Below are 19,891 nucleotides of genomic sequence, written 5' to 3'. Positions count from 1 at the left end.
TCAGGACAGGAAGCCGCGCAGCAGCAGGGCCGTGCCGGCCAGGTGCTCGGCCATCGCCCGCCGCGCGGCCTCCGGGTCGCCCGCCAGGATCCCGGTCACGATCAGCTCGTGCTGCTCGTTGGAGTGCGCCAGGTTCGGCGGCAGCAGCGGGATGCGGTCGAGCAGGGCGTTGACCCGGGTACGGGCGTCCGCGACCGCCGCCGTGAGCGACGCCGAACCGGTCGCCTCGGCGATCGCCAGGTGCAGCCGCGAGTCCTTGCGCCGGTAGGAGTCGACCGAGGCGGCACGGCACCCGGCCAGCCGCTCCAGCAGGTTGCGCCGCTCCACCGGCCCCAGCGCCCGCCCCGCCGCGCACTCCGCCGCGCCGGTCTCCACCGCCGAGCGCAACGTCAGCGCGTCCACCAGCTCGTCGGCGTCCACCCGGTGGTCGGGCGAGGGCGGCGGCGGTGGCGGGTTCACGAACGTCCCGCCGTACCGGCCGCGCCGCGACTCCACGTACCCGGCGTCCTGGAGCGACCGGATCGCCTCCCGCAGCGTCACCCGGCTGACACCCAACCGGTGGGCCAGGTCACGCTCCGCCGGCAACCGCTCCCCCGGCGCGACGACGCCGAGCCGGATCGCCTGCACCAGCCGCTCCACGGTCCCCTCGAACGCGTTGCCCGCCCGCACCGGGCGGAACAACGCGTCCTCCAGCGGCATCACAGCGGTGTCACGTAGGCACCGGCGATACCGCCGTCCACCAGGAAGTTCGACGCGGTGATGAACGACGAGTCGTCACTGGCCAGGAACGCGACGGCCGCCGCGATCTCCTCCGGCTCGGCGAACCGGCCGAGCGGCACGTGCACCAGCCGCCGCGCGGCCCGCTCCGGGTCCTTCGCGAACAGCTCGCGCAGCAGCGGCGTGTTCACCGGTCCGGGTGACAGGGCGTTCACCCGCACCCCCTGCCGGGCGAACTGCACGCCCAGCTCGCGGCTCATCGCCAGCACCCCGCCCTTGGACGCGGTGTAGGAGATCTGGGAGGTCGCCGCGCCCATCGTCGCCACGAACGACGCCGTGTTGATCACCGAGCCGCGCCCGCGCTCCAGCATGTGCGGGATCGCGTGCTTGCAACACAGGTACACCGACGTCAGGTTGACCTTCTGCACCCGGTCCCACGCCTCGATGCCCGTGGTGAGGATCGAGTCGTCGTCCGGCGGCGAGATGCCCGCGTTGTTGAACGCCACGTCGAGCGACCCGTAGGTGTCCACGGCGGTCCGGTACAGGGCCGACACCTGCTCCTCGTCGGTCACGTCGGTCGGCACGAACAGCCCGCCGACCTCGTCGGCCGCCGCCTTGCCCGACTCGACGTCGACGTCCGCGACGACGACCTTCGCCCCCTCGGACGCCAGCCGCCGCGCCGAGGCCAGGCCGATGCCGCTGCCGCCACCGGTCACCACGGCCACCCGGCCCTCAAGTCGCACAACCATGTCTCTCCCAATCAGTGAGCGATGAAGACGTTCTTGGTCTCGGTGAACGAGTCGGGGGCGTCGGGCCCCAGCTCGCGCCCCAGCCCGGACTGCTTGAACCCGCCGAACGGCGTCCAGTACCGCACCGACGAGTGCGAGTTGACCGACAGGTTCCCGGCCTCGACGGCACGCGACACGCGCAGCGCCCGCCCGACGTCCCGCGTCCAGATCGAGCCGGACAGGCCGAAGTCGGAGTCGTTGGCCAGCCGCACGGCGTCCTCCTCGTCGGTGAACGGCAGCACGGCCACCACCGGGCCGAAGATCTCCTCCACGGCGGCGCGGTCGCCGGGGGCGACGGGCGCGAGCACGGTGGGCGGGAACCAGAACCCGGCACCCGAGGGCGCGGACCCGCGGAACGCCACCGGCGCGTCGTCGGGCACGTAGGACGCCACCTTCTCGCGGTGCGCGGCGGAGATCAGCGGCCCCATCTCGGTCGCCTCGTCACCCGGCGCGCCGACCACGACGCCCTTGACCGCGGGTTCGAGCAGTTCCATGAACCGGTCGTAGACCGACGCCTGCACCAGGATGCGGGACCGGGCGCAGCAGTCCTGGCCGGCGTTGTCGAACACCCCGTAGGGCGCGGTGGCCGCGGCCCGCTCCAGGTCGGCGTCGGCGAACACGATGTTGGCCGACTTGCCGCCCAGCTCCAGCGTCACCCGCTTCACCTGGTCCGCGCAGCCGGCCATGACCTGCTTGCCGACCCGCGTGGAGCCGGTGAACACGACCTTGCGCACGTCGGGGTGGGTGACGAACCGCTGCCCCACCACCGGGCCCGCGCCGGGCAGCACCTGGAACACGTCCGGTGGCAGGCCGGCCTCCAGCGCGAGCTCCGCCAGCCGCAGCGCCGTCAGCGGTGTCAGCTCCGCCGGCTTGAGCACCACCGCGTTCCCGGCCGCCAGCGCGGGCGCGAAGCCCCAGCCGGCGATCGGCATGGGGAAGTTCCACGGCACGATCACGCCGACCACGCCCACCGGCTCGTGGAACGTGACGTCCAGCCCGCCGGGCACCGGGATCTGCCTGCCGAACAGCCGCTCGGGCGTGGCCGAGTAGTAGTTCAGCACGTCGCGGACGTTCCCGGCCTCCCACCGCGCGTTGCCGATGGTGTGCCCGGAGTTGAGCACCTCCAGCCGCGCGAGCTCCTCCACCGCGCCGTCGACCGCCTCGGCGAACCGGCGCAGCAGCCTGGCCCGGTCGCCGGGCGCCACCGCGCGCCACGCGGGCAGCGCCGCCGAGGCCCGGGCGATCGCCGCGTCGGTCTCCTCCCGAGTCGCCAGCGGCACCGAGCGGACCACCTCCTCGGTGGCCGGGTTGATGACGTCGAACGTGGTCACCGCACCCCCCTGTCCTGAGCCGACCTGTCCTGAGCCGACCTGTCCTGGGCCGACCTGTCCGCGGCCGCCCCGACGAGCGCGGCGAACAGGCGGTCGTCCTCGTTGTCGGCCTCCGGGTGCGACTGCACGCCGAGCACGAACCGCGAGCCCGGCAGCTCCACCGCCTCCACCGTGCCGTCCGGCGCGCCCGCCACCACGCGCAGCCCGTCGCCGAGGACGTCCAGCGCCTGGTGGTGGTGGCAGTACACCGTGGTGGCCAGGCCCACGACCCCGGCGAGCACCGACCCCGGCGCGACCGCGATCCCGGTGTGCTCGAACACCCCGGGCGACGGGTTGTGGCCGTCGACGTGCTGGACCAGCGTGCCGCCCAGGGCCACGTTGAGCACCTGCATGCCCCGGCACACGGCGAGCAGCGGCAGGTCCAGCTTCAGCGCCGCGCGGGTCAGGTCCAGCTCGACGGCGTCCCGCCCGGGTCGCGCCGGGCCGGTGCGGGGGTCGCGCGGCCGCCCGTACAGGGCGGGGTCGACGTCCGCCCCGCCGGCCAGCACCAGGCCGTCGAGGAACGCGACGCTGTCGGCGTCCCACGCGCCGACCGGCGGCAGCAGCACGGGGTTGCCGCCCGCGCGCACCACCGAGTCGAGGTAGTCGCGGTGCAGCACGGCGGCCTCCACGTCCCAGACGCCGAACTTCACGCGTTCCAGGTACGTGCTGACGCCGATCAGCGGCCGAGCCCTAGAGCCGTTCGAACCCACGGATGCGCTCCCAGTCCGTCACCGACTTGTCGAAGGCGGCCAGCTCCACCCGGGCCGCGTTGAGGTAGTGCTCGACCACGTCCTGCCCGAACGCCTCGCGCGCCAGCTCGCTGCGGGCCAGCAGGGACGCGGCGTCGCGCAGGGTGGCGGGCACGGTCGGCTTGGCGGAGGCGTAGGCGTTGCCCACGAACTCCTCCTCCAGCGGCAGCTCGTTGTCCACGCCGTGCAGCCCGGCCGCGATCAGCGCGGCGACGGCCAGGTACGGGTTCACGTCCGCGCCGGGCACCCGGTTCTCGAACCGCAGCGACTGGCCGTGGCCGACGACGCGCAGCGCGCACGTGCGGTTGTCCTTGCCCCACGCCACCGCGGTCGGCGCGAAGCTGCCCTGTGCGAACCGCTTGTAGGAGTTGATGTTGGGCGCGAGGAAGCAGGTCAGCTCGCGCAGCGCGGCCAGCTGGCCCGCCATGAAGTGGTCCATGAGCTTCGACCGGCCCGACCCCTCGGCGAACACCGGCTCGCCGTCGGCCGAGCGCAGGCTGAGGTGGATGTGGCAGGAGCTGCCCTCGCGCTCGTTGTACTTGGCCATGAACGTGATGGACCGGCCCTGCTGCGCCGCGATCTCCTTGGCGCCGGTCTTGTAGACGCTGTGGTTGTCGCACGTGGCCAGCGCCTCGGTGTAGCGGAACGCGATCTCGTGCTGGCCGGGGTTGCACTCGCCCTTGGCGGACTCGACCACCATGCCCGCGCCCGCCATGTGGTTGCGGATGGCCCGCAGCAGCGGTTCGACGCGCGCCGTGCCGAGCAGCGAGTAGTCCACGTTGTACTGGTTGGCCGGCGTGAGGTCGCGGTAGCCGCGGTTCCAGGCGTCCTCGTAGGTGTTGTCGAAGACGATGAACTCCAGCTCGGTGCCCACGAACGCGCGCAGCCCGCGTTCGGCCAGCCGGTCGAGCTGGCGCCGGAGGACCTGGCGCGGCGAGACGGTGACGGGATCGCCGTTCTCCCACACCAGGTCGCACAGGACCAGCGCGGTGCCCTCGTGCCACGGCACGCGGCGCAGCGTGGACAGGTCGGGCTTCATCACGAAGTCGCCGTAGCCGCCGTCCCACGACGACATGGCGTAGCCGGCGACGGTGTTCATCTCCACGTCGACGGCCAGCAGGTAGTTGCAGCCCTCGGCGGAGTTCGGCAGCACCTCGTCCACGAAGTAGCGCGCCGCGCAGCGCTTGCCCTGCAAACGGCCCTGCATGTCGACGACGGCGACCAGCACCGTGTCGATCTCCCCCGCGTCCACGAGCACGCGCAACTCCTCCACGGCGAGCATCCGCAGTACCTCCAAAGGTATGTGAGCGAGCCATTGGACGCCTCATCTTGGCACCTGACGGGCGACGGCCGCCAGAACCGCGTCGACCGGATCTTCGGCCGCGGGGCTGTTGACACGATCCGGTGGCCCGCGCCACCCTCCGAGCAAAGGAGCGCGTCTGACCCATTGGGAGTGCAGATGGCCGATCACGTCGAGTACGAGAAGGTGGGCAACGACTACCTGGAGCAGCGCCGGCTCAAGGGCGGGGCCGCCGGCTGGGTGCTGTTGGCGGGCCTGGGCGTCTCGTACGTCATCTCCGGCGACTTCGCCGGGTGGAACTTCGGGCTCGCGCAGGGCGGCTGGGGCGGCCTGCTGGTCGCCACGGTCCTCATGGGCGCGATGTACACGTGCATGGTGTTCGGCCTGGCGGAGCTGGCCGCCGCGCTGCCGGTGGCCGGGGCCGGGTACGGCTTCGCCCGCCGCGCCCTGGGACCGCTGGGCGGTTTCGCCACGGGCATCGCCATCCTGGTCGAGTACGCCATCGCGCCCGCGGCGATCGTCGTGTTCATCGGCGACTACGTGCAGGCGCTCGGCCTGTTCGGGCTCACCAGCTCGTGGCCGGTGTACCTGGCCTGCTACGCGATCTTCGTCGGCGTGCACCTGTACGGCGTCGGCGAGGCGCTGCGGTTGATGTTCGTGATCACCGGGGTCGCGGTGGTGGCGCTGGTCGCGTTCGTGGTCGGGATGGTCCCGCGGTTCGACCCGGCCAAGCTGTTCGACGTCGGGGACGGTGGGTTCCTGCCGTTCGGCGTCACCGGCGCGCTGGGCGCGCTCGTCTACGCGATCTGGTTCTTCCTCGCCGTCGAGGGCGTGCCGCTGGCGGCCGAGGAGGCGCGCGACCCGAAGCGGGACATGCCGCGCGGGATCATCGGCGCGGTGGTCGTGCTGCTGGTGTTCGCGGCGGCGATCCTGGTGTTCGCGCCCGGTGGCGCCGGGGCGGCGGCGCTCATGTCGTCGGGCAACCCGCTGCCGGAGGCGGTGCGCGCGGCCTACGGCGGTGACAACGCCCTGGCGCGGGTGGTCAACTACGTGGGCCTGGCCGGGCTCGTGGCGTCGTTCTTCTCGATCATCTTCGCGTACTCGCGGCAGCTGTTCGCCCTGTCCCGCGCGGGCTACCTGCCGCGCCCGCTGTCGAGGACGGGCCGGCGCCGGACGCCGTACCTGGCGCTGATCGTGCCCGGGACCCTGGGCTTCGCCCTGGCCGCGGTCCTGAGGAGCGGCGCGACGCTGATCAACGTGGCCGTGTTCGGCGCGGCGCTGTCGTACGTGCTGATGATGGTGTCGCACATAGTGCTGCGGGTGCGCGAGCCGGGGCTGGCCAGGCCGTACCGGACGCCCGGCGGCGTCGTCACCACCGGGGTGGCGCTGGTGCTGGCGGTGGCGGCGGTCGTGGCGACGTTCTTCGTGGACGAGCTGGCGGCCGGCATCACCGCGGCCATCGTCGTGGTGGCGCTGGCGTACTTCTGGTTCTACAGCAGGCACCACCTCGTGGCCGCCGCGCCGGAGGAGGAGTTCGCGGCGATCGCGCGGGCGGAGGAGGAGTTGCGGGACTGACCGCGGGCCACGTCGGGTGGTGGTGCGCCAAGCCACCCGACGTGACCACGTTCAGCCCATCGTGTACAGCAAGTCCTTCCGCACGTGGGAACCCCTTGACAACAAGGGATTCGCGCACGACGGGAGGGACGACCATGGAGCTCCGGATGTCGACGGTCGGCACGGCTGTCGCGGCACTGCTGTTCACCGCCGCGCCCGCACTCGCCGCGCCGACTTTCGAAGACCAGGTTTTGGCTCTGACGAACGGGGAACGGTCCGCTGCGGGCTGCCCGGCACTCAACTCCAACGCCCAGCTCGCCGCCGCGGCCAAGCGGCACAGCGACGACATGGCGCGCACCGGCAACTTCAGCCACAACGGTTCGGACGGCAGCACAGCGGCACAACGCGTCACCGATGCGGGGTATCACTACCGGGCGATGGCCGAGAACATCGCCGCCGGCCAGGGCAGTGCCGACGAGGTCGTGCGGGCCTGGATGAACAGCGAGGGCCACCGGGCCAACATCGTCAACTGCGCGCTGCGCGACCTGGGTGTCGCCCGCTCCGTGGACGGGTCCAACAAGTACTACTGGACGCAGGACTTCGGCACGACGGGCTGACCGCCAGGTGGGGCGGTGCGTCGAGGGACCGGTCGGGGTCGTCGGCCGGGCGGGCCGCCCCGCCGCCCGGTCCACCCACCGCGCCGACCGGGGAAACCGCGGCGGAGGTGTGCCCGCGGCCACCGCCCCTGGCAGGATCGGGGCGTGAGTGACATTCAACGAGTTGGAGTGGTGGGATCGGGCCTGATGGGCTCCGGCATCGCCGAGGTCTGCGCGCGGGCCGGGCTGGACGTGCTGGTGGCCGAGGTCAGCCCGGACGCCACGGAGGCCGCGCGCGGGCGGATCGCCGCGTCGCTCGGCCGCGGGGTGCGCAGCGGCAAGCTGTCCGCCGAGGACCGGGACGCCGCGCTGGAGCGGCTGCGGTTCACCACCGACCTCGCCGACTTCGCCGACCGGAACCTGGTCGTGGAAGCCGTCGCGGAGAACGAGCAGGTCAAGACCGAGGTGTTCGCGGCGCTGGACAAGGTCGTCGCGGACCGGGAGGCGATCTTCGCGTCCAACACCTCCTCGATCCCGATCATGAAGCTCGGCATGGCCACGAGCCGCCCCGAGCAGGTCATCGGCGTGCACTTCTTCAACCCGGTGCCGGTGTTGAAGCTGGTGGAGCTGGTGCCGTCGCTGCTGACGGGCGAGACGACCAGGGCCAGGGCCGAGGCGTTCGTGACCGACGCCCTGCACAAGGAGGTCATCCGCTCGCAGGACCGGGCCGGCTTCGTCGTCAACGCCCTGCTGATCCCCTACCTGCTCTCGGCGATCCGGATGCTGGAGTCCGGGTTCGCCAGCGCCTCGGACATCGACAACGGCATGGTGCTGGGCTGCGCGCACCCGATGGGTCCGCTGCGCCTGACCGACCTCATCGGGCTGGACACCACGAAGGCCATCGCCGAGTCCATGTACGAGGAGTTCAAGGAGCCGCTGTACTCGCCGCCGCCGTTGCTGCTGCGCATGGTGGACGCGGGGCTGCTGGGCAAGAAGAGCGGGCGCGGGTTCCACGACTACGCGTCCTGACCGGGCGCCCGGCGGGGCCGTCGACCGGGTGGTCGGCGGCCCCGTCCGCGTGTCCGGACCCTTTACCACACCTCGGCGCGAACGTCACCCGAACACATCGGCGAATGTTCCGCGACAGTGTCTTGAATGGCGGGACGCATTACTCGGCGAACGATCGGAGCGCAATACCACGATCTGTCATCGAAGATCGTCCGAAGATTGGTGCGAAAGACTGACGGACGCTCGGTCAATAGGCCGTTCGGAGTATTCTTGATTACCGTCGTCATCCGTGCGGCTACTGATCGACAGAAGCTGTGACCTGCCTTTAGAGTGCCCTACGTCACGCTACGGCCGCCTGGTGGACAAGATTGCTTCGCCTAGCGTAACTTTCGACTCGCCCCCCACGAGGAGAACCCCGCCTTGGACCCTCAGAAAATCTCCATACGCGATTTCACGGGCCAGCAGCTCAGCGCCCTCCTGCATTCTCTGGGAATCACGGAGAACCCCGTGAAATCCGTGGGACTGCTCGCCGACGCGCTCGGACCCGGTGGCCTGCGCTCAATTTCCGGCGGCCCCGCCTGGCCTTCCGACGTCGCGGACGACCACACCCCGGTCGAGTTCTCCGCGGCGTTCGCGGCGGGTGAGACGCCCATCCTCCGCACCATCGTCGAACCCACCGCCATCAGCCCTTCCCGTGCCGCCAACACGGCCGCCGCGCTCGCCGCGCTCGACCGGATGCGGCACCGCGAGAACCTCGACACGCGCCGCTTCGACGCCGTTCGGGATTTGTTCCTGCCCGAGCAGTCGGAACGCGACTTCACGTTCTGGTACTCGCTGGTTTTCCGCGCCGACGAGGCGCCCGCGGTGAAGGTGTACTTCAACCCGGAAGTGCGCGGCGAGGCCGCCGCCGAGGAGTTGGTGCGCGAAGGACTCGACCGGACCGGTTTCGCCGCCGCTTTCCCGGTCCTGCGCACGCACGCGGTCACCCGGCCCGATCTCGACCGGTATTCCTTCTTCGCGCTCGACCTGGTGGAACAACAGCGGGCCCGGGTGAAGGTCTACATCTCCCACCACGCGGCCGATGTAACGGACGTCACGCGTGCCGCGAAGGCCGCGCGCGGTGTCGACGTGGACCGGTTGCCGGACTTCTGCCTGCTGACCGGCGGCAGCACCGGGACGTTCGACAAGCGCCCGCTGATTTCCAGCTACACGTTCCTGGACGGCGACGCCGAGGCGCCCAGCGGCTATTCGCTGTACGTGCCGATCCGCGACTACGTGGCCGACGACGAGGAGGCCCGCCGGCGCGTGCTCGCGGTGATGGCCAAGTACGACCTCGACCCCACGCAGTTCGACGACGCGCTGCGCACCATCGCGCGTCGGCCGCTGGACGAGGGCGTCGGGTTGATCGCCCACGTGTCGCTGCGCATGGGCAGGCCCCGGCCCGGCATCACCGTCTACCTCTCGTCCGAGGCGCACGACGTGGCCTCACCCCGTTCGATCAGCCTGGCAGGCTAGGAGCCTCACCGATGCCCACGATGGAGCCGTACCGCATCAAGGTCGTGGAGCCGATCCCGATCACCACGCGCGAGCACCGCGAACGCGCGCTGGCCGCGGCCGGCTACAACCCGTTCAACCTGGCCGCCACCGACGTGACGATCGACCTGCTCAGCGACTCGGGCACCGGCGCCCTGTCCGCCGAGCAGCAGTCGGCGGGGCTGCGGGGCGACGAGACCTACGCGGGCGCGCGCTCCTACTACCGGTTCCGCGACGTGGTGCACGACCTGACCGGCTACCCCCACGCCTTCCCGGTCCACCAGGGACGCGCCGCCGAGCGGATCCTGTTCACCGCGCTGCTCGGGCCGGGCCGGGTCAGCGTCAGCAACACGCACTTCGACACCACGCGGGCGAACGTCGAGATCCTCGGCGGCAAGGCCGTCGACCTGCCGTGCCGGGCGGCCGCGGACCTCGACGACGACGCGCCGTTCAAGGGGGACATCGACCTCGAGGCGCTGGAAGCGATCCTGTCCGGACCGGAGGACGTCGCCGTCGTGCTGCTCACCATCACCAACAACGGTGGTGGTGGGCAGCCGGTGTCGATGGCCAACCTGAAGGCCGCGGCGGGGATCGCCCGCCGCCACGGCGTGCCGTTCTTCCTCGACGCCGCGCGTTTCGCGGAGAACGCGTGGCTGGTCACCCAGCGGGAGCCCGGCTACGAGCACCACACCCCCCGGCAGGTCGCGGAGGAGGCGTTCCGCCTGGCCGACGGCTGCGTGGCGAGCCTGAAGAAGGACGCCATCGTCCACATCGGCGGGCTGCTCGCGGTCCGCGACCCCGAGCTGGCCGCGAAGTGCGAGCTGCTGCTGATCGCGACCGAGGGCTTCCGCACGTACGGCGGCCTGTCCGGTCGGGACCTGGAGATGCTCGCGCAGGGCCTGCTGGAGGTCACCGACCCCGAGTACCTGCGGGCCCGGGCCGACGCGACCGCGTACGTGGCGGACCTGGCGCGGGCGGCGGGCGTGGACAGCGTGCGGCCGACCGGCGTGCACGCGGTGTACCTCAACGCCGGGCGGCTGCTGCGACACCTGCCGCCGAGCCGGTTCCCGGGGTTCGCCCTGGCCACGGAGCTGTACCTGGCCGGTGGCATCCGGTGCGCCGAGCTGGGCTCGCTGTACCTGGGCGAGCTGGACGACGCCGGCGAGCTGGTGAAGCCCGCGCCGTACGAGCTGGTCCGCCTGGCCATCCCCCGCCGCGTTTACACGCAGAGCCACCTGGAGTACGTCGGCGAGACGCTGGCGGAGATCGCGAAGGACCCCGAGCGGGTCCCCGGGTACCGGCTGACGCACGTGCCGCCGCTGCTGCGGCACTTCAACTGCCGCCTCGAACCGGTCCGGTAGCCCTCGCTCCTCGTCGCACCGCCCGCGTCACGGGCACGCGCCGTCGGCTGCCCGGTCGAGCACCTCGGGCCGGGGACGCCGGCGGCGCGACGACGACCTAGGCCATGGCGTCGAGCCGGTCCATGGTGTGCTGGATCAGGCTGACCAGCACCGTCTTGGCGGACTCGCGGTCCCGCGCGTCGCACAGCACCAGCGGGATGGCCGCGTCCACGTCCAGCGCCCGGCGCACCTCGTCGACCTCGTAGCTGTGTGCGCCCTCGAAGCAGTTCACCGCGATGATGAACGGGATGCCGCGCCGCTCGAAGAAGTCGATCGACGGGAAGCTGCTGTCCAGCCGGCGCGTGTCGACCAGGATCACCGCGCCGATCGCGCCGTAGGCCAGCTCGTCCCACATGAACCAGAACCGGTTCTGGCCCGGGGTGCCGAACAGGTACAGCACCACCTCCGGGTTGATGGTGATGCGGCCGAAGTCGAGGGCGACCGTGGTCGTCTCCTTGGACTCCAGGCCCAGCACGTCGTCGACCCCGACACCGGCCTCGGTGAGCAGCTCCTCGGTGTGCAGCGGCGGTATCTCGCTGACCGAGTTGACCATCGTCGTCTTCCCGGTGCCGAAGCCACCGGCGATGACGATCTTCACTGGGGTGGGGACGAGCAGTTCCCCACCCGGCCGCTCAGATTCCACGGACACCATCCAACACAGCCTGGAGCAGGTTCCGGTCCGGCACTTGCGGGACTCGGGAGGGGTCTCGGATCACGACGTCACCGCGCTGGATGAGGTCGCTCAGCAGCACCTTGACGACGACGAGCGGCACGTCGAGGTACGCGGCCACCTCGGCGACGGACAGCGGGCGCCGGCACAGCTCCATGATCTCCATGTGCTCGACCGACAGCGCGTCCGGGTCCGCGGGCGACGGCATCGCGCGCACCTGGGTCACCAGGTGCAGCTCCGGCCGCAGCGGCCTGGTCCGGCCGCGCACCATCGCGTACGGGCGGACCAGAGGGCCCGCCGCCTCGTCGTACCACCAGTCCTCGCGGCCGGCCATCAGGAGGACCTTCGGGCGGCGGGCAGGCTCGCGGCGGCCGTGCCGCGCGGCGCCGAGGACAGGTACGTGCCGACGCGCTTGACGAGCATGTTCATCTCGTAGGCGATCATGCCCATGTCGGAGTCCTCTTCGCCGAGCACGGCCAGGCAGGCGCCGTGGCCCGCGGCGGTGACGAAGAGGTAGGCGTGCTCCATCTCGACGATGGTCTGCCGCACCGCGCCGCCCCCGAAGTGCCGGCCCGTCCCGCGGGCCAGGCTCTGGAACGCCGACGCCATCGCCGACAGGTGGTCCGAGTCGTCCTTCGACAGCCCGGGCGAGCGGCCCAGCAGCAGACCGTCCGCCGAGAGGACCACCGCGTGCCGAGCTCCGACCACCCGGCCGACCAGGTCCTCCAACAACCAGTTCAGTTCGTTGTGCTGGCTGGTCATGTCGTTCATCGGGTTGCCTTTCCGGTTTCCAGTCGTCCGGCCACTGCTGGTCAGGGTTCGAGGTCGTCGGCGGGTGTCCGCCGGGCATCGCGTGTGCCCCGTTGGAACGCCGACAGGCCCTTGCGGACCTTCTCGGCGGACTTCTCGGAATCGGCCTCGGGGAGCGGTTCGGGCGAAGGGTGGAAATCGTTGCGCACCAACTGCGGCGCCAGGTTCTGCTGACGGCGCCTTCGTGGCAGTTCGGGTCGGTCGGCGGCGGTGGCGGCCGACTCCGGTTCGGACGCGGGCCACTCGGCCGTGGCCCGCCTCCGCTGCGGCAGTTCGAGCTCGCCGCTGCGCTGCGACAGGTCCAGCCCGCCGCTCAGTCGTTCGACCTCTGGAAGGGGATGTTCGTTGGCCGCGGCCTCGGCCTGGGCCCAGAACCCCTCCAGGTCTCGGGAACTGTCGGGAAACCTGGCGTCTCGCACTGAGTCGTCGCCCTGCTCCGGGATGTCGTGGAAGGAGCGGCGCGGGAGCTGGCGCGTCTCGGCCGGCTCCGTCGCCGTGGTGGGGCCCGCGACGATCGCGGACGGGATGAGGACCAGCGCCAGCGTGCCGCCGTAGGGCGAGTCGCGCAGCTCGACGTGGATGCCCCGGCGGGCGGCCAGGCGGGCGACCACGAACAGGCCCAGGCGGGACTCGCCGCGCAGGCGCATCGCGTCGAACTCGGGCGGGTCGGCCAGCATCGCGTTGTGCTGCTCGCGGTCCTCGGGGTTGATGCCCAGGCCGTGGTCCTCGATCTCGACCACGATGCCCTGGGGCACCTCGCTGGCGTGCACCTGCACCTGCGAGCGGGGCGAGGAGAACGCGGTGGCGTTGTCCACCAGCTCGGCGATCAGGTGGATGGTGTCCGCGACGGCCGCGCCGACCAGCGCCGTGTCCGGCACGGGGTTGACCTTGACCCGGACGTACTGCTCGGTCTCGGCGACCGCGGCGCGCAGCACGTCGAGCAGGCGCACGGGCTTGCGCCACTGCCTGCCGGGCTGCTCGCCCGCGAGGATGATCAGGTTCTCCGCGTTGCGGCGGGCGCGGGTGGCCAGGTGGTCGAGCTGGAACAGCGCGTCGAGCTGCTCGGGGTTCTCCTCCTCGCGCTCCAGCTTGTCCAGGATCTTCAGCTGGCGGTGCACCAGGCCCTGATTGCGGTGCGCGATGTCGAGGAACACCCGGTTCACGCCCTCGCGGGCCTGGCTCTCCTTGACGGCCGCGGCGACGGCGGTGTACTGGGCGGCGTTGAACGCGTCGGCCACCTGGCCGATCTCGTCGCTGCCGTAGTCCAGCGGCGGCACCTCGACCTCGACGTCGACGTGCTTGCCCTCGCGCAGGCGGTCGACGATGTCGGGCAGCCGCTCGTGCGCCAGGGTCAGCGAGTCCTTCTTCAGCGCCGCGAGGCGGGTGATCAGGGCGCGGTTGACCAGGCGGTTCGACGTGCGGATGGCGATCAGGATGCCGATGATCACGGCGAGCAGGGCGACCAGGCTGCCGATCAGCACGGTGCGGAACTTGCTCTCGCCGCGGGACATGGTGACGCCCACCGCGCTCGACGCCTGCTCGCTGACCAGCGCCGTCAGCTCGTCGGAGATCGGACCGCTGATGTTCTGCCACTCCTGCAGCGACCCGGCGTTGGACGGCTTCGGGCCGTTCTGGATCAGCCTGCCCTCGAACTCGACCAGCCGCTTCCACTGGTCGCCCTCGATCATGAACTGGTAGTGCTCGCGCACCTCGGGGCGGGCGTAGGGGGCGATCGAGTCGTAGGACGAGTGGTAGGCGCCGACGAGGTTGGCGAACTCGATGTGCTCTTCGGGCGAGAACTGCCCGGCGGCCAGGGCGCTCGACGCGAGCGAGGTGGCGCGGGACATCCAGTCGGCGGCCTTGAAGTACTCGGTGGCCGTGATCGCGCCCTTGACGGCCTCGTGGTCGGGCACCACGCGCGCCTGCACGCTGAACAGCGCGTCACCGGCGTCGAGCAGGCTGTTGTAGTAGGTGTAGATCTCGCTCTTGGACGCCCGCTTCGCGTCGAGGGAGGCGCGGCGCTGCGGCAGCTGGTCCAGCAGCACGTTCAGGGCGTTGATCTTCTCGACGATCTCCTGCGGCGCCTGCGAGGCCAGGTCGGTGAACGCCTTGCGCATCTCCTCGACGGCCCGGTCGGTCTCGCCCTGCTGCACCTCGAGGTCGCTGGTGCCGCGGTCGGGCTGGCTCAGCGCGGTCATGCTGAGCTCGCGCTCCTTCTGCAGCGCGGCGAACGTCTGGACCGCCGGGATCGACGCGTCCTTCACGCCGGAGGCCACGGCGCGCAGGTAGAAGCCGTCGAACAGGGTGTACGACGAGAACAGCGCCCACATGATGAGCAGGACGATGCTGGGGACGACGACGACACCGGTGAGTCGTGAACGGATCGTCTTGTAGTTCGTCTCCGTGGTGCTCTTCTGCTTCACAGCGCTCCGCAGCCTCGTCCGTTGCCTGGTCAGGCGCAGCACTAGGAACGCTGCCTCTTCTTCACCCGATCGGCGACGGAACGGTAACACTCGATGATCATTATTACGAAGAGACAGCGATCACTTGCGCGACGCGACGATGAGGTTACCCAGTCGAGTGATGCCACGAACAGGGGGCCGATGTGAACTTCTCGGCACCGGCCCCCGCGTTTCACGGCTTGGGCACCGAAACCGCGTCGTAGGTCGTCGTGGGCGTGGGCGGGGTGGTGAAGCGGGCGTTGGGCAGGTAGAGACGGCCCGCGAACGAGGCGACCGTGGTCGGCACGTCGAACCGCGGGTCGGTGACCTTGGTCACGAGCTCGCCCCTCGACCCGTCCCTGGCCAGCGCGAACACCGCGACGGTGTTCAGCCGGTTCTGGACCACGTACAGCGTGCGACCCTCGACCAGCAGCCCGTCGCCGTTGGTCAGCACCTCGCCGCCGAGGTCGACCAGTGTCGTCGCACCGGACCGCGGGTCGACCCGGTGGACCTGCCCGGTGTTGCTCTGGACGATCAACAGCGCTTTGCGGTCGGGCGTCTCCGCGATGCCGTTGGCGTTGTTCACGCCGGGCGTGAGCACGAAGTCGCCCGACAGCGGAATCGCGGTGTGCGAGGCGGGCAAGGAGCCGTGCCGGCCGAACGCGACGCGATACAGCACCGCCTTCCGCGAGTCGGTGAAGTAGGCCGCGTCATCGGTGATCACAACATCGTTGACGAATGTGTCGGCGTCGGCGGCGAAGCGATAGGACTTGGTGATCGCTCCGGTCCGCGCGTCGACCACCCGCCCGTCACCGCCGGCGCCGCCGGCCACGAACAGCCGCCGGCGCTGGTCGACCTTCAAGCCGACCGAGGCGGTCCCGGACCCCTGGCTGAACACCTCCCCGCGCCCGGTGCGCAGGTCGACGCGGAACAGGTCGCCATCGGCCCGCGACCCGAAGTAGGCGGTCGGCGCCGCGCCGATCGCGATGCCCTCCGGGAGGAAGCCGTCGGGCAGGGGGAAGGCGGTGGGGAACGGGTGCGCTTGCGCTGCGGCGGCGGGCGCGGCGGTGACGAGGGAGACCCCGAGCACCACGGCGGCCAGCGCACCGAGGGTGCGGAACATGACCACTCCTCCTTCGCTCCCGAGCGTTCGCCCGGGAGACGTCCGGAGTGTTCCGCAGCGATCAAGGCCCGGTGAAGCCCCGACACGGAACCGACAGAGCCGCGCCCGCGGTCCACTGCCGGGGAAGTTAGGGGTCGGTTCAGATAACGAAGAGGTAACGGCGAGGTCGCGGACTGGGCGCGATACGTATGCCAGGTTGTCCGCCGAGCACCGGCGGTCGGGGTTTGACGCACGCAGGCGCGTACCTACGACGAGGTGACACATCCATGACGCGAAACCAGGGGCGGCACCGCTTCTCCCGGCGCACGAAGCTGACCGCCGGTGTGACCGGGTTGGCGCTCACGATCGGCCTGGCCGTCGCGATCAGCACCACCGGGGACCAGGGAACGGCCCAGGCGGACGGGGCCGACATCGCCCTGTTCGTCGACATCACCAAGCAGCAGCGCAACGTGCGCGCGCCCCGACCGCAGCGGGGCGCGAGCACGGGCACGTTCACCGTCGACTGCGGCCGCAACGAGAACGGGCACTTCAACCCGGACAACTTCATCGCGCAGCCGGGGGTCCGCAACGGGGCCCAGCACCTGCACGACTACGTGGGCAACGTGTCGACCGACGCCGACTCCACGAACGAGAGCCTGCTCGAAGCCGACACCACGTGCAGGAACGGTGACAAGTCCGCCTACTTCTGGCCGGTGGTCCGCATCGACCGGGAGGACGAGGGCGAGGAGCCGGGCGAGCCGGCGGGCGCCGAGGTGGAGTGCCCGGACGTCAAGCGCAAGCTGCGCAACGTCCCCCGCCAGGCCAGGGCCGAGGTCGACCGCAACCTCAAGGCGCTGCAGGACCAGATCGCCGAGGCGAACCAGAAGCTCAGGGCCGCGGCGAACGTCGACGACCCGGACTTCGTCAACAACGCCGTGCTCCGGCCGCTGCGGGACAAGCGGACCGCGACGATCGAGCGCATCACCATCGCCATCGACCGGGCCGGGCAGCGCCCCCGCTGGCTGCGCAGGCTCGCCCCGTGCACGGTGAAGGACGGTGACGCCAACGACGCCAAGGTCGCGGAGGCCGCGCGCGAGGCCGAGCCCGACGCGCCGGAGAAGGGCGACGGCAAGAGCACCAGCGACGAGAACGAGCTGCCCGGCAACGAGGGTGACATCCAGCGCCCCGAGACCGTGGACATCACCTTCCGCGGCAGCGCCGTCGGCAAGGTCGAGGCGATGCCGCAGTTCCTGCGCGTCCTCTACGGTGACGCCAAGGTCTCCACGAACGGCCCGAAGAACGCCCGCAAGTCGTGGACCTGCACCGGGTTCGAGGACAAGGTGCTGATCGACAAGTACCCGATCTGCCCGGAGGGCAGCAAGGTCAAGCGCGTCCACGACTTCGCCGGCTGCTGGGACGGCAGGAACACCGACAGCGCCAACCACCGCGACCACATGACCTACGCGGACGGCGACGGCAAGTGCCCGCAGGGCTTCAAGGCCGTGCCGCAGCTGCGGATCAGCCTGACCTACAACATCCCCCGCGACGTCCAGGTCGCCGGTAAGTATGCGGTCGACGCGTTCCCGCAGGAGGAGCACAACCCGTTCTCCGACCACGACGACTTCGCCAACGTGATGTCCCAGGAGATCATGAACCGGCTGGTGCAGTGCGTGAACAGCGGCCGCCGGTGCCGGGAGTGACGGTGGCCCGGACGGTTTCTTCGTCCGATGTGGACGGTTTGTGTACGTTCCGGCACTTCGTAATTCCGCATTTGTGACTTCCCCACCCGCCGCGAGACCGGTCACCGGGCGCCGGACGCTCGTCCCGTGGTGGTGGGTGAGGAGGAGGTCGTCCCCGACCCAGCGCGGCGGCGGGTCGGGGACGGCCTTGTTCCGGCCAGGTTTTCCGCGTGGCCGGGGGAGGTAACCCCGCAGCGGCGTGATCACCCGTGTGTGATCACGCTGTGCGATCAATCTGTGTGCGATCAATCTGGGGAGGTTATCGATGGCACGCATCCGCCCGTCCAAGCCGGCCGCGGTCTTCGGCACCGTCGTCGGCGTGGCGCTCCTGGTGTTCGGTCTGCTCAACTTCCCGCTCGACCGGCCGTTCTTCTGGCTGTGGTTCGCCGTCGGGCTCGGGATCGTGGTGTTCAACCTGTGGGCCGCGTTCGGCAAGAACGGCGCCACGGAGATCGTCGAGGACGACCGCCGGTAGCGCTCAGCCGGCGTGCAGGGCCAGGTACAGGTCCACCCGTTCGGCGAAGTCCGACAGGTCGACCCCCAGCAGGTCCTCCACCCGGCCAACCCGGTAGCGCAGGGTGTTGACGTGGACGTGCAGGCGGGCGGCGGCCGTGGTCCAGGACCCGGAGCAGTCGAGGAACACGCGCAGCGTGCCGACCAGGTCCGAACCGTGCTCGGCGTCGTAGTCCAGCACCGGCCCGAGGAGCCGTCGGCGCAGCGAGCGGCGCAGCTCCTCGGGCACACCGGCCAGCAGCAGCTGGTGCAGGGCGATCTCCTCCCCCGCCACCACGCAGGTCCGGCCGGTCCGCCGCTCGCCCAGCCGCCGGGCGTGCGACGCCTCCTCCGCCGCGCCGCGCAGCCCCGCGTGCCCGACCGGTGAGGAGATGCCGACCAGCACCCTGGTCGAGCGCAGCCCCGGTTCCAGCGCCCGCAACGCCGACCGGACGCCCTCGGTCCACGGCCCGGACGGCGCCAACGCGTAGACCTCCCCGCCCGCGGCGGTGACCAGGAACGTCGGCGTGACCGACGCCAGCACCTCCTCCACCAGCGCGACGGCCTGCTCGTCGGGTCCGTCGGTGACCGAGGCGGCGAGCACCCGCAGCGGCTCGTCCGGGTCCCACCCGACCGCGGCGATCCGGGCGGCCACGTCACCGCCGGCGCGGACCTCCCGCAGCAGCGGCCCGGCCGCCCGGTTCTCGATCTCGCGGCCCTGCACGACCCGCGCCCGCTCCACGCCGACCAGGCTGGCCAGCTCGGCGGCCACCTCGTCCCGCGCGCGGTCCCCCGTCACCGCCAGGATCCACGACGTCAGCCGCGAGCCACCGCGCGCGGGCACCGGCAGCAACGTCGTGCCGCGCACCACCGCGGGCAGCCGGTCGGCCAGCAGGAACTCGCGCACGAGCGCCGTCGCTCCCGGCAGCGCCGGCCCCGCAACGACGCGCCCCGTGCACGACAGCACCCAGCACGGCGCGTCCAGTTCCGCCGCGCCGGCCGCCACCAGCTCGGACAGCCCTCCGCCCTCCGCCAACGCGGTCAGCAGCCGCCGGTGCCTGCCCAGCAGCACGCCGGCGTCGCCCACCCGTTCGGCGGCCAGCTCCAGCACCACGCGCTCGGTGATGGTCGCGAACGACAGGTCGACCGGGACCTCCAGCAGCGGCACGCCGTGCCGTTCGCACGCCTCGACCAGCGCTTCGGGCAATTCCCCGGCATCGGGCGCGCTGGCCGCCAACGCGGCCACTCCCGATACCGCCAGCGAAGTGACGAACTTTTCACAATCGGCGGCCGTGCGGTGCCACAGCAACCCGGACAGCACCAGCTCGCCACCGGACAGGTAGCGGGTCGGCTCGGGCAGCTCCGTCCCGTAGAGCCTGGTCACGGGCCGGTCCAGCGCGTCGGCCCCGGTGACGAGCCGCAGTCGGAGTTCCGGCATCCCGAGCAGGCTGCGCACCAGCAACACGAACGCCTCCTCACCGTCATCTCGCCGGTTTACGGTCCTCCGATCGTGTTTGTAGGAAAGCACAAAACAACTCGTCGTAGGAGCCTGGGATTCATGTGCCGCCGCCGTAGCCGATCATCGGCCCCGGTCTGTGTACTGGCTCCCACACCGCGCA

Annotated in this window: 18 protein-coding genes; 7 read left to right on the top strand and 11 right to left on the bottom strand. The window is 71.2% G+C overall.

Annotation, left to right across the window (positions count from 1 at the left end):
• Genes ACIGNX_RS13615 through ACIGNX_RS13595 form a run of 5 tightly spaced genes read right to left on the bottom strand, consistent with a single transcriptional unit; the run spans position 1 to position 4,909 of the window.
• The gene (locus tag ACIGNX_RS13615; protein WP_396539668.1) at positions 1-699 is read right to left on the bottom strand and encodes a FadR/GntR family transcriptional regulator; all 699 of its coding nucleotides are present in this window, start codon (positions 697-699) and stop codon (positions 1-3) included.
• A complete protein-coding gene (locus ACIGNX_RS13610) occupies positions 699-1,466 on the bottom strand; it encodes a 3-oxoacyl-ACP reductase (RefSeq protein ID WP_396539666.1) in 768 nt (255 codons plus the stop codon). Before ACIGNX_RS13610 ends, ACIGNX_RS13615 begins: the two co-directional genes overlap by 1 nt.
• 11 nt (positions 1,467-1,477) lie before the next feature.
• Positions 1,478-2,836 carry an aldehyde dehydrogenase family protein gene (locus ACIGNX_RS13605; protein WP_396539664.1) on the bottom strand — a complete coding sequence of 453 codons (1,359 nt, stop codon included), beginning with the start codon at positions 2,834-2,836 and terminating at the stop codon, positions 1,478-1,480.
• The gene (locus ACIGNX_RS13600; protein ID WP_396539662.1) at positions 2,833-3,588 is read right to left on the bottom strand and encodes a gamma-glutamyl-gamma-aminobutyrate hydrolase family protein; all 756 of its coding nucleotides are present in this window, start codon (positions 3,586-3,588) and stop codon (positions 2,833-2,835) included. The genes ACIGNX_RS13605 and ACIGNX_RS13600 overlap by 4 nt, the downstream gene beginning before the upstream one ends.
• A complete protein-coding gene (locus ACIGNX_RS13595) occupies positions 3,569-4,909 on the bottom strand; it encodes a glutamine synthetase family protein (RefSeq protein ID WP_396539660.1) in 1,341 nt (446 codons plus the stop codon). The genes ACIGNX_RS13600 and ACIGNX_RS13595 overlap by 20 nt, the downstream gene beginning before the upstream one ends.
• Positions 4,910-5,086: 177 nt before the next feature.
• Here ACIGNX_RS13595 and eat point away from each other — a divergent pair, with 177 nt between their 5' ends.
• From eat to ACIGNX_RS13570, 5 genes are all read left to right on the top strand, one after another.
• Entirely contained in the window at positions 5,087-6,502 is a 1,416-nt protein-coding gene (gene eat, locus ACIGNX_RS13590) for an ethanolamine permease (RefSeq protein WP_396539658.1), read from the top strand.
• A 146-nt stretch (positions 6,503-6,648) separates the two neighbouring features.
• Positions 6,649-7,098 carry a CAP domain-containing protein gene (locus tag ACIGNX_RS13585; protein WP_396539656.1) on the top strand — a complete coding sequence of 150 codons (450 nt, stop codon included), beginning with the start codon at positions 6,649-6,651 and terminating at the stop codon, positions 7,096-7,098.
• A 144-nt stretch (positions 7,099-7,242) separates the two neighbouring features.
• On the top strand, positions 7,243-8,106 hold the full coding sequence (locus tag ACIGNX_RS13580) for a 3-hydroxybutyryl-CoA dehydrogenase (RefSeq protein ID WP_396539654.1): 864 nt from the start codon (positions 7,243-7,245) through the stop codon (positions 8,104-8,106).
• A gap of 486 nt (positions 8,107-8,592) precedes the next feature.
• Positions 8,593-9,600, top strand: coding sequence for a tryptophan dimethylallyltransferase family protein (locus ACIGNX_RS13575; RefSeq protein ID WP_396539652.1), 1,008 nt, complete (start codon positions 8,593-8,595; stop codon positions 9,598-9,600).
• An 11-nt stretch (positions 9,601-9,611) separates the two neighbouring features.
• A complete protein-coding gene (locus ACIGNX_RS13570) occupies positions 9,612-10,979 on the top strand; it encodes a tryptophanase (protein ID WP_396539650.1) in 1,368 nt (455 codons plus the stop codon).
• 97 nt (positions 10,980-11,076) lie between these two features.
• On the opposite strand, the gene ACIGNX_RS13565 is transcribed toward ACIGNX_RS13570, so the two are convergent.
• The 5 genes from ACIGNX_RS13565 to ACIGNX_RS13545 all read right to left on the bottom strand — a co-directional run bounded on the left by ACIGNX_RS13565 (position 11,077) and on the right by ACIGNX_RS13545 (position 16,062).
• A complete protein-coding gene (locus tag ACIGNX_RS13565) occupies positions 11,077-11,670 on the bottom strand; it encodes an ATP/GTP-binding protein (RefSeq protein ID WP_053718069.1) in 594 nt (197 codons plus the stop codon).
• On the bottom strand, positions 11,651-12,022 hold the full coding sequence (locus ACIGNX_RS13560; protein ID WP_396539648.1) for a DUF742 domain-containing protein: 372 nt from the start codon (positions 12,020-12,022) through the stop codon (positions 11,651-11,653). The genes ACIGNX_RS13565 and ACIGNX_RS13560 overlap by 20 nt, the downstream gene beginning before the upstream one ends.
• Positions 12,022-12,459 (bottom strand): roadblock/LC7 domain-containing protein, encoded by a 438-nt coding sequence (locus ACIGNX_RS13555; protein ID WP_053718071.1) that lies wholly within the window; start codon positions 12,457-12,459, stop codon positions 12,022-12,024. Before ACIGNX_RS13555 ends, ACIGNX_RS13560 begins: the two co-directional genes overlap by 1 nt.
• A gap of 41 nt (positions 12,460-12,500) precedes the next feature.
• Positions 12,501-14,921 carry a nitrate- and nitrite sensing domain-containing protein gene (locus tag ACIGNX_RS13550; protein WP_396539646.1) on the bottom strand — a complete coding sequence of 807 codons (2,421 nt, stop codon included), beginning with the start codon at positions 14,919-14,921 and terminating at the stop codon, positions 12,501-12,503.
• Positions 14,922-15,132: 211 nt separating this feature from the next.
• A complete protein-coding gene (locus ACIGNX_RS13545; RefSeq protein WP_396539644.1) occupies positions 15,133-16,062 on the bottom strand; it encodes an SMP-30/gluconolactonase/LRE family protein in 930 nt (309 codons plus the stop codon).
• A 266-nt stretch (positions 16,063-16,328) separates the two neighbouring features.
• On the opposite strand from ACIGNX_RS13545, the gene ACIGNX_RS13540 reads away from it, so the two are divergent.
• Positions 16,329-17,741 carry a DUF1996 domain-containing protein gene (locus tag ACIGNX_RS13540; protein ID WP_396539642.1) on the top strand — a complete coding sequence of 471 codons (1,413 nt, stop codon included), beginning with the start codon at positions 16,329-16,331 and terminating at the stop codon, positions 17,739-17,741.
• Positions 17,742-18,045: 304 nt separating this feature from the next.
• Positions 18,046-18,255, top strand: coding sequence for a hypothetical protein (locus ACIGNX_RS13535; protein ID WP_396539640.1), 210 nt, complete (start codon positions 18,046-18,048; stop codon positions 18,253-18,255).
• 3 nt (positions 18,256-18,258) lie between these two features.
• Here ACIGNX_RS13535 and ACIGNX_RS13530 read toward each other — a convergent pair whose 3' ends face one another.
• The gene (locus ACIGNX_RS13530; RefSeq protein ID WP_396539638.1) at positions 18,259-19,737 is read right to left on the bottom strand and encodes a PucR family transcriptional regulator; all 1,479 of its coding nucleotides are present in this window, start codon (positions 19,735-19,737) and stop codon (positions 18,259-18,261) included.
• Between the last annotated feature and the right edge of the window lie 154 nt (positions 19,738-19,891).

The sequence above is a fragment of the Actinosynnema sp. NPDC053489 genome (assembly GCF_044544865.1).
Classification (GTDB): domain Bacteria; phylum Actinomycetota; class Actinomycetes; order Mycobacteriales; family Pseudonocardiaceae; genus Actinosynnema.
The sequence above is the reverse complement of the archived record's forward strand: the minus strand, read 5'-3'. Positions and strand labels throughout refer to the sequence as shown.

What these genes read in the sequence shown, in the direction of transcription:
- ACIGNX_RS13535 (WP_396539640.1), top strand. Translation starts at nt 18,046, where the DNA reads ATGGCACGCATCCGCCCGTCCAAGCCGGCCGCGGTCTTCGGCACCGTC.
- ACIGNX_RS13595 (WP_396539660.1), bottom strand. Translation starts at nt 4,909, where the DNA reads ATGCTCGCCGTGGAGGAGTTGCGCGTGCTCGTGGACGCGGGGGAGATC.
- ACIGNX_RS13615 (WP_396539668.1), bottom strand. Translation starts at nt 699, where the DNA reads ATGCCGCTGGAGGACGCGTTGTTCCGCCCGGTGCGGGCGGGCAACGCG.
- ACIGNX_RS13560 (WP_396539648.1), bottom strand. Translation starts at nt 12,022, where the DNA reads ATGGCCGGCCGCGAGGACTGGTGGTACGACGAGGCGGCGGGCCCTCTG.
- ACIGNX_RS13540 (WP_396539642.1), top strand. Translation starts at nt 16,329, where the DNA reads ATGACGCGAAACCAGGGGCGGCACCGCTTCTCCCGGCGCACGAAGCTG.
- ACIGNX_RS13565 (WP_053718069.1), bottom strand. Translation starts at nt 11,670, where the DNA reads ATGGTGTCCGTGGAATCTGAGCGGCCGGGTGGGGAACTGCTCGTCCCC.
- ACIGNX_RS13585 (WP_396539656.1), top strand. Translation starts at nt 6,649, where the DNA reads ATGTCGACGGTCGGCACGGCTGTCGCGGCACTGCTGTTCACCGCCGCG.
- ACIGNX_RS13570 (WP_396539650.1), top strand. Translation starts at nt 9,612, where the DNA reads ATGCCCACGATGGAGCCGTACCGCATCAAGGTCGTGGAGCCGATCCCG.
- ACIGNX_RS13555 (WP_053718071.1), bottom strand. Translation starts at nt 12,459, where the DNA reads ATGAACGACATGACCAGCCAGCACAACGAACTGAACTGGTTGTTGGAG.
- eat (WP_396539658.1), top strand. Translation starts at nt 5,087, where the DNA reads ATGGCCGATCACGTCGAGTACGAGAAGGTGGGCAACGACTACCTGGAG.
- ACIGNX_RS13545 (WP_396539644.1), bottom strand. Translation starts at nt 16,062, where the DNA reads ATGTTCCGCACCCTCGGTGCGCTGGCCGCCGTGGTGCTCGGGGTCTCC.
- ACIGNX_RS13610 (WP_396539666.1), bottom strand. Translation starts at nt 1,466, where the DNA reads ATGGTTGTGCGACTTGAGGGCCGGGTGGCCGTGGTGACCGGTGGCGGC.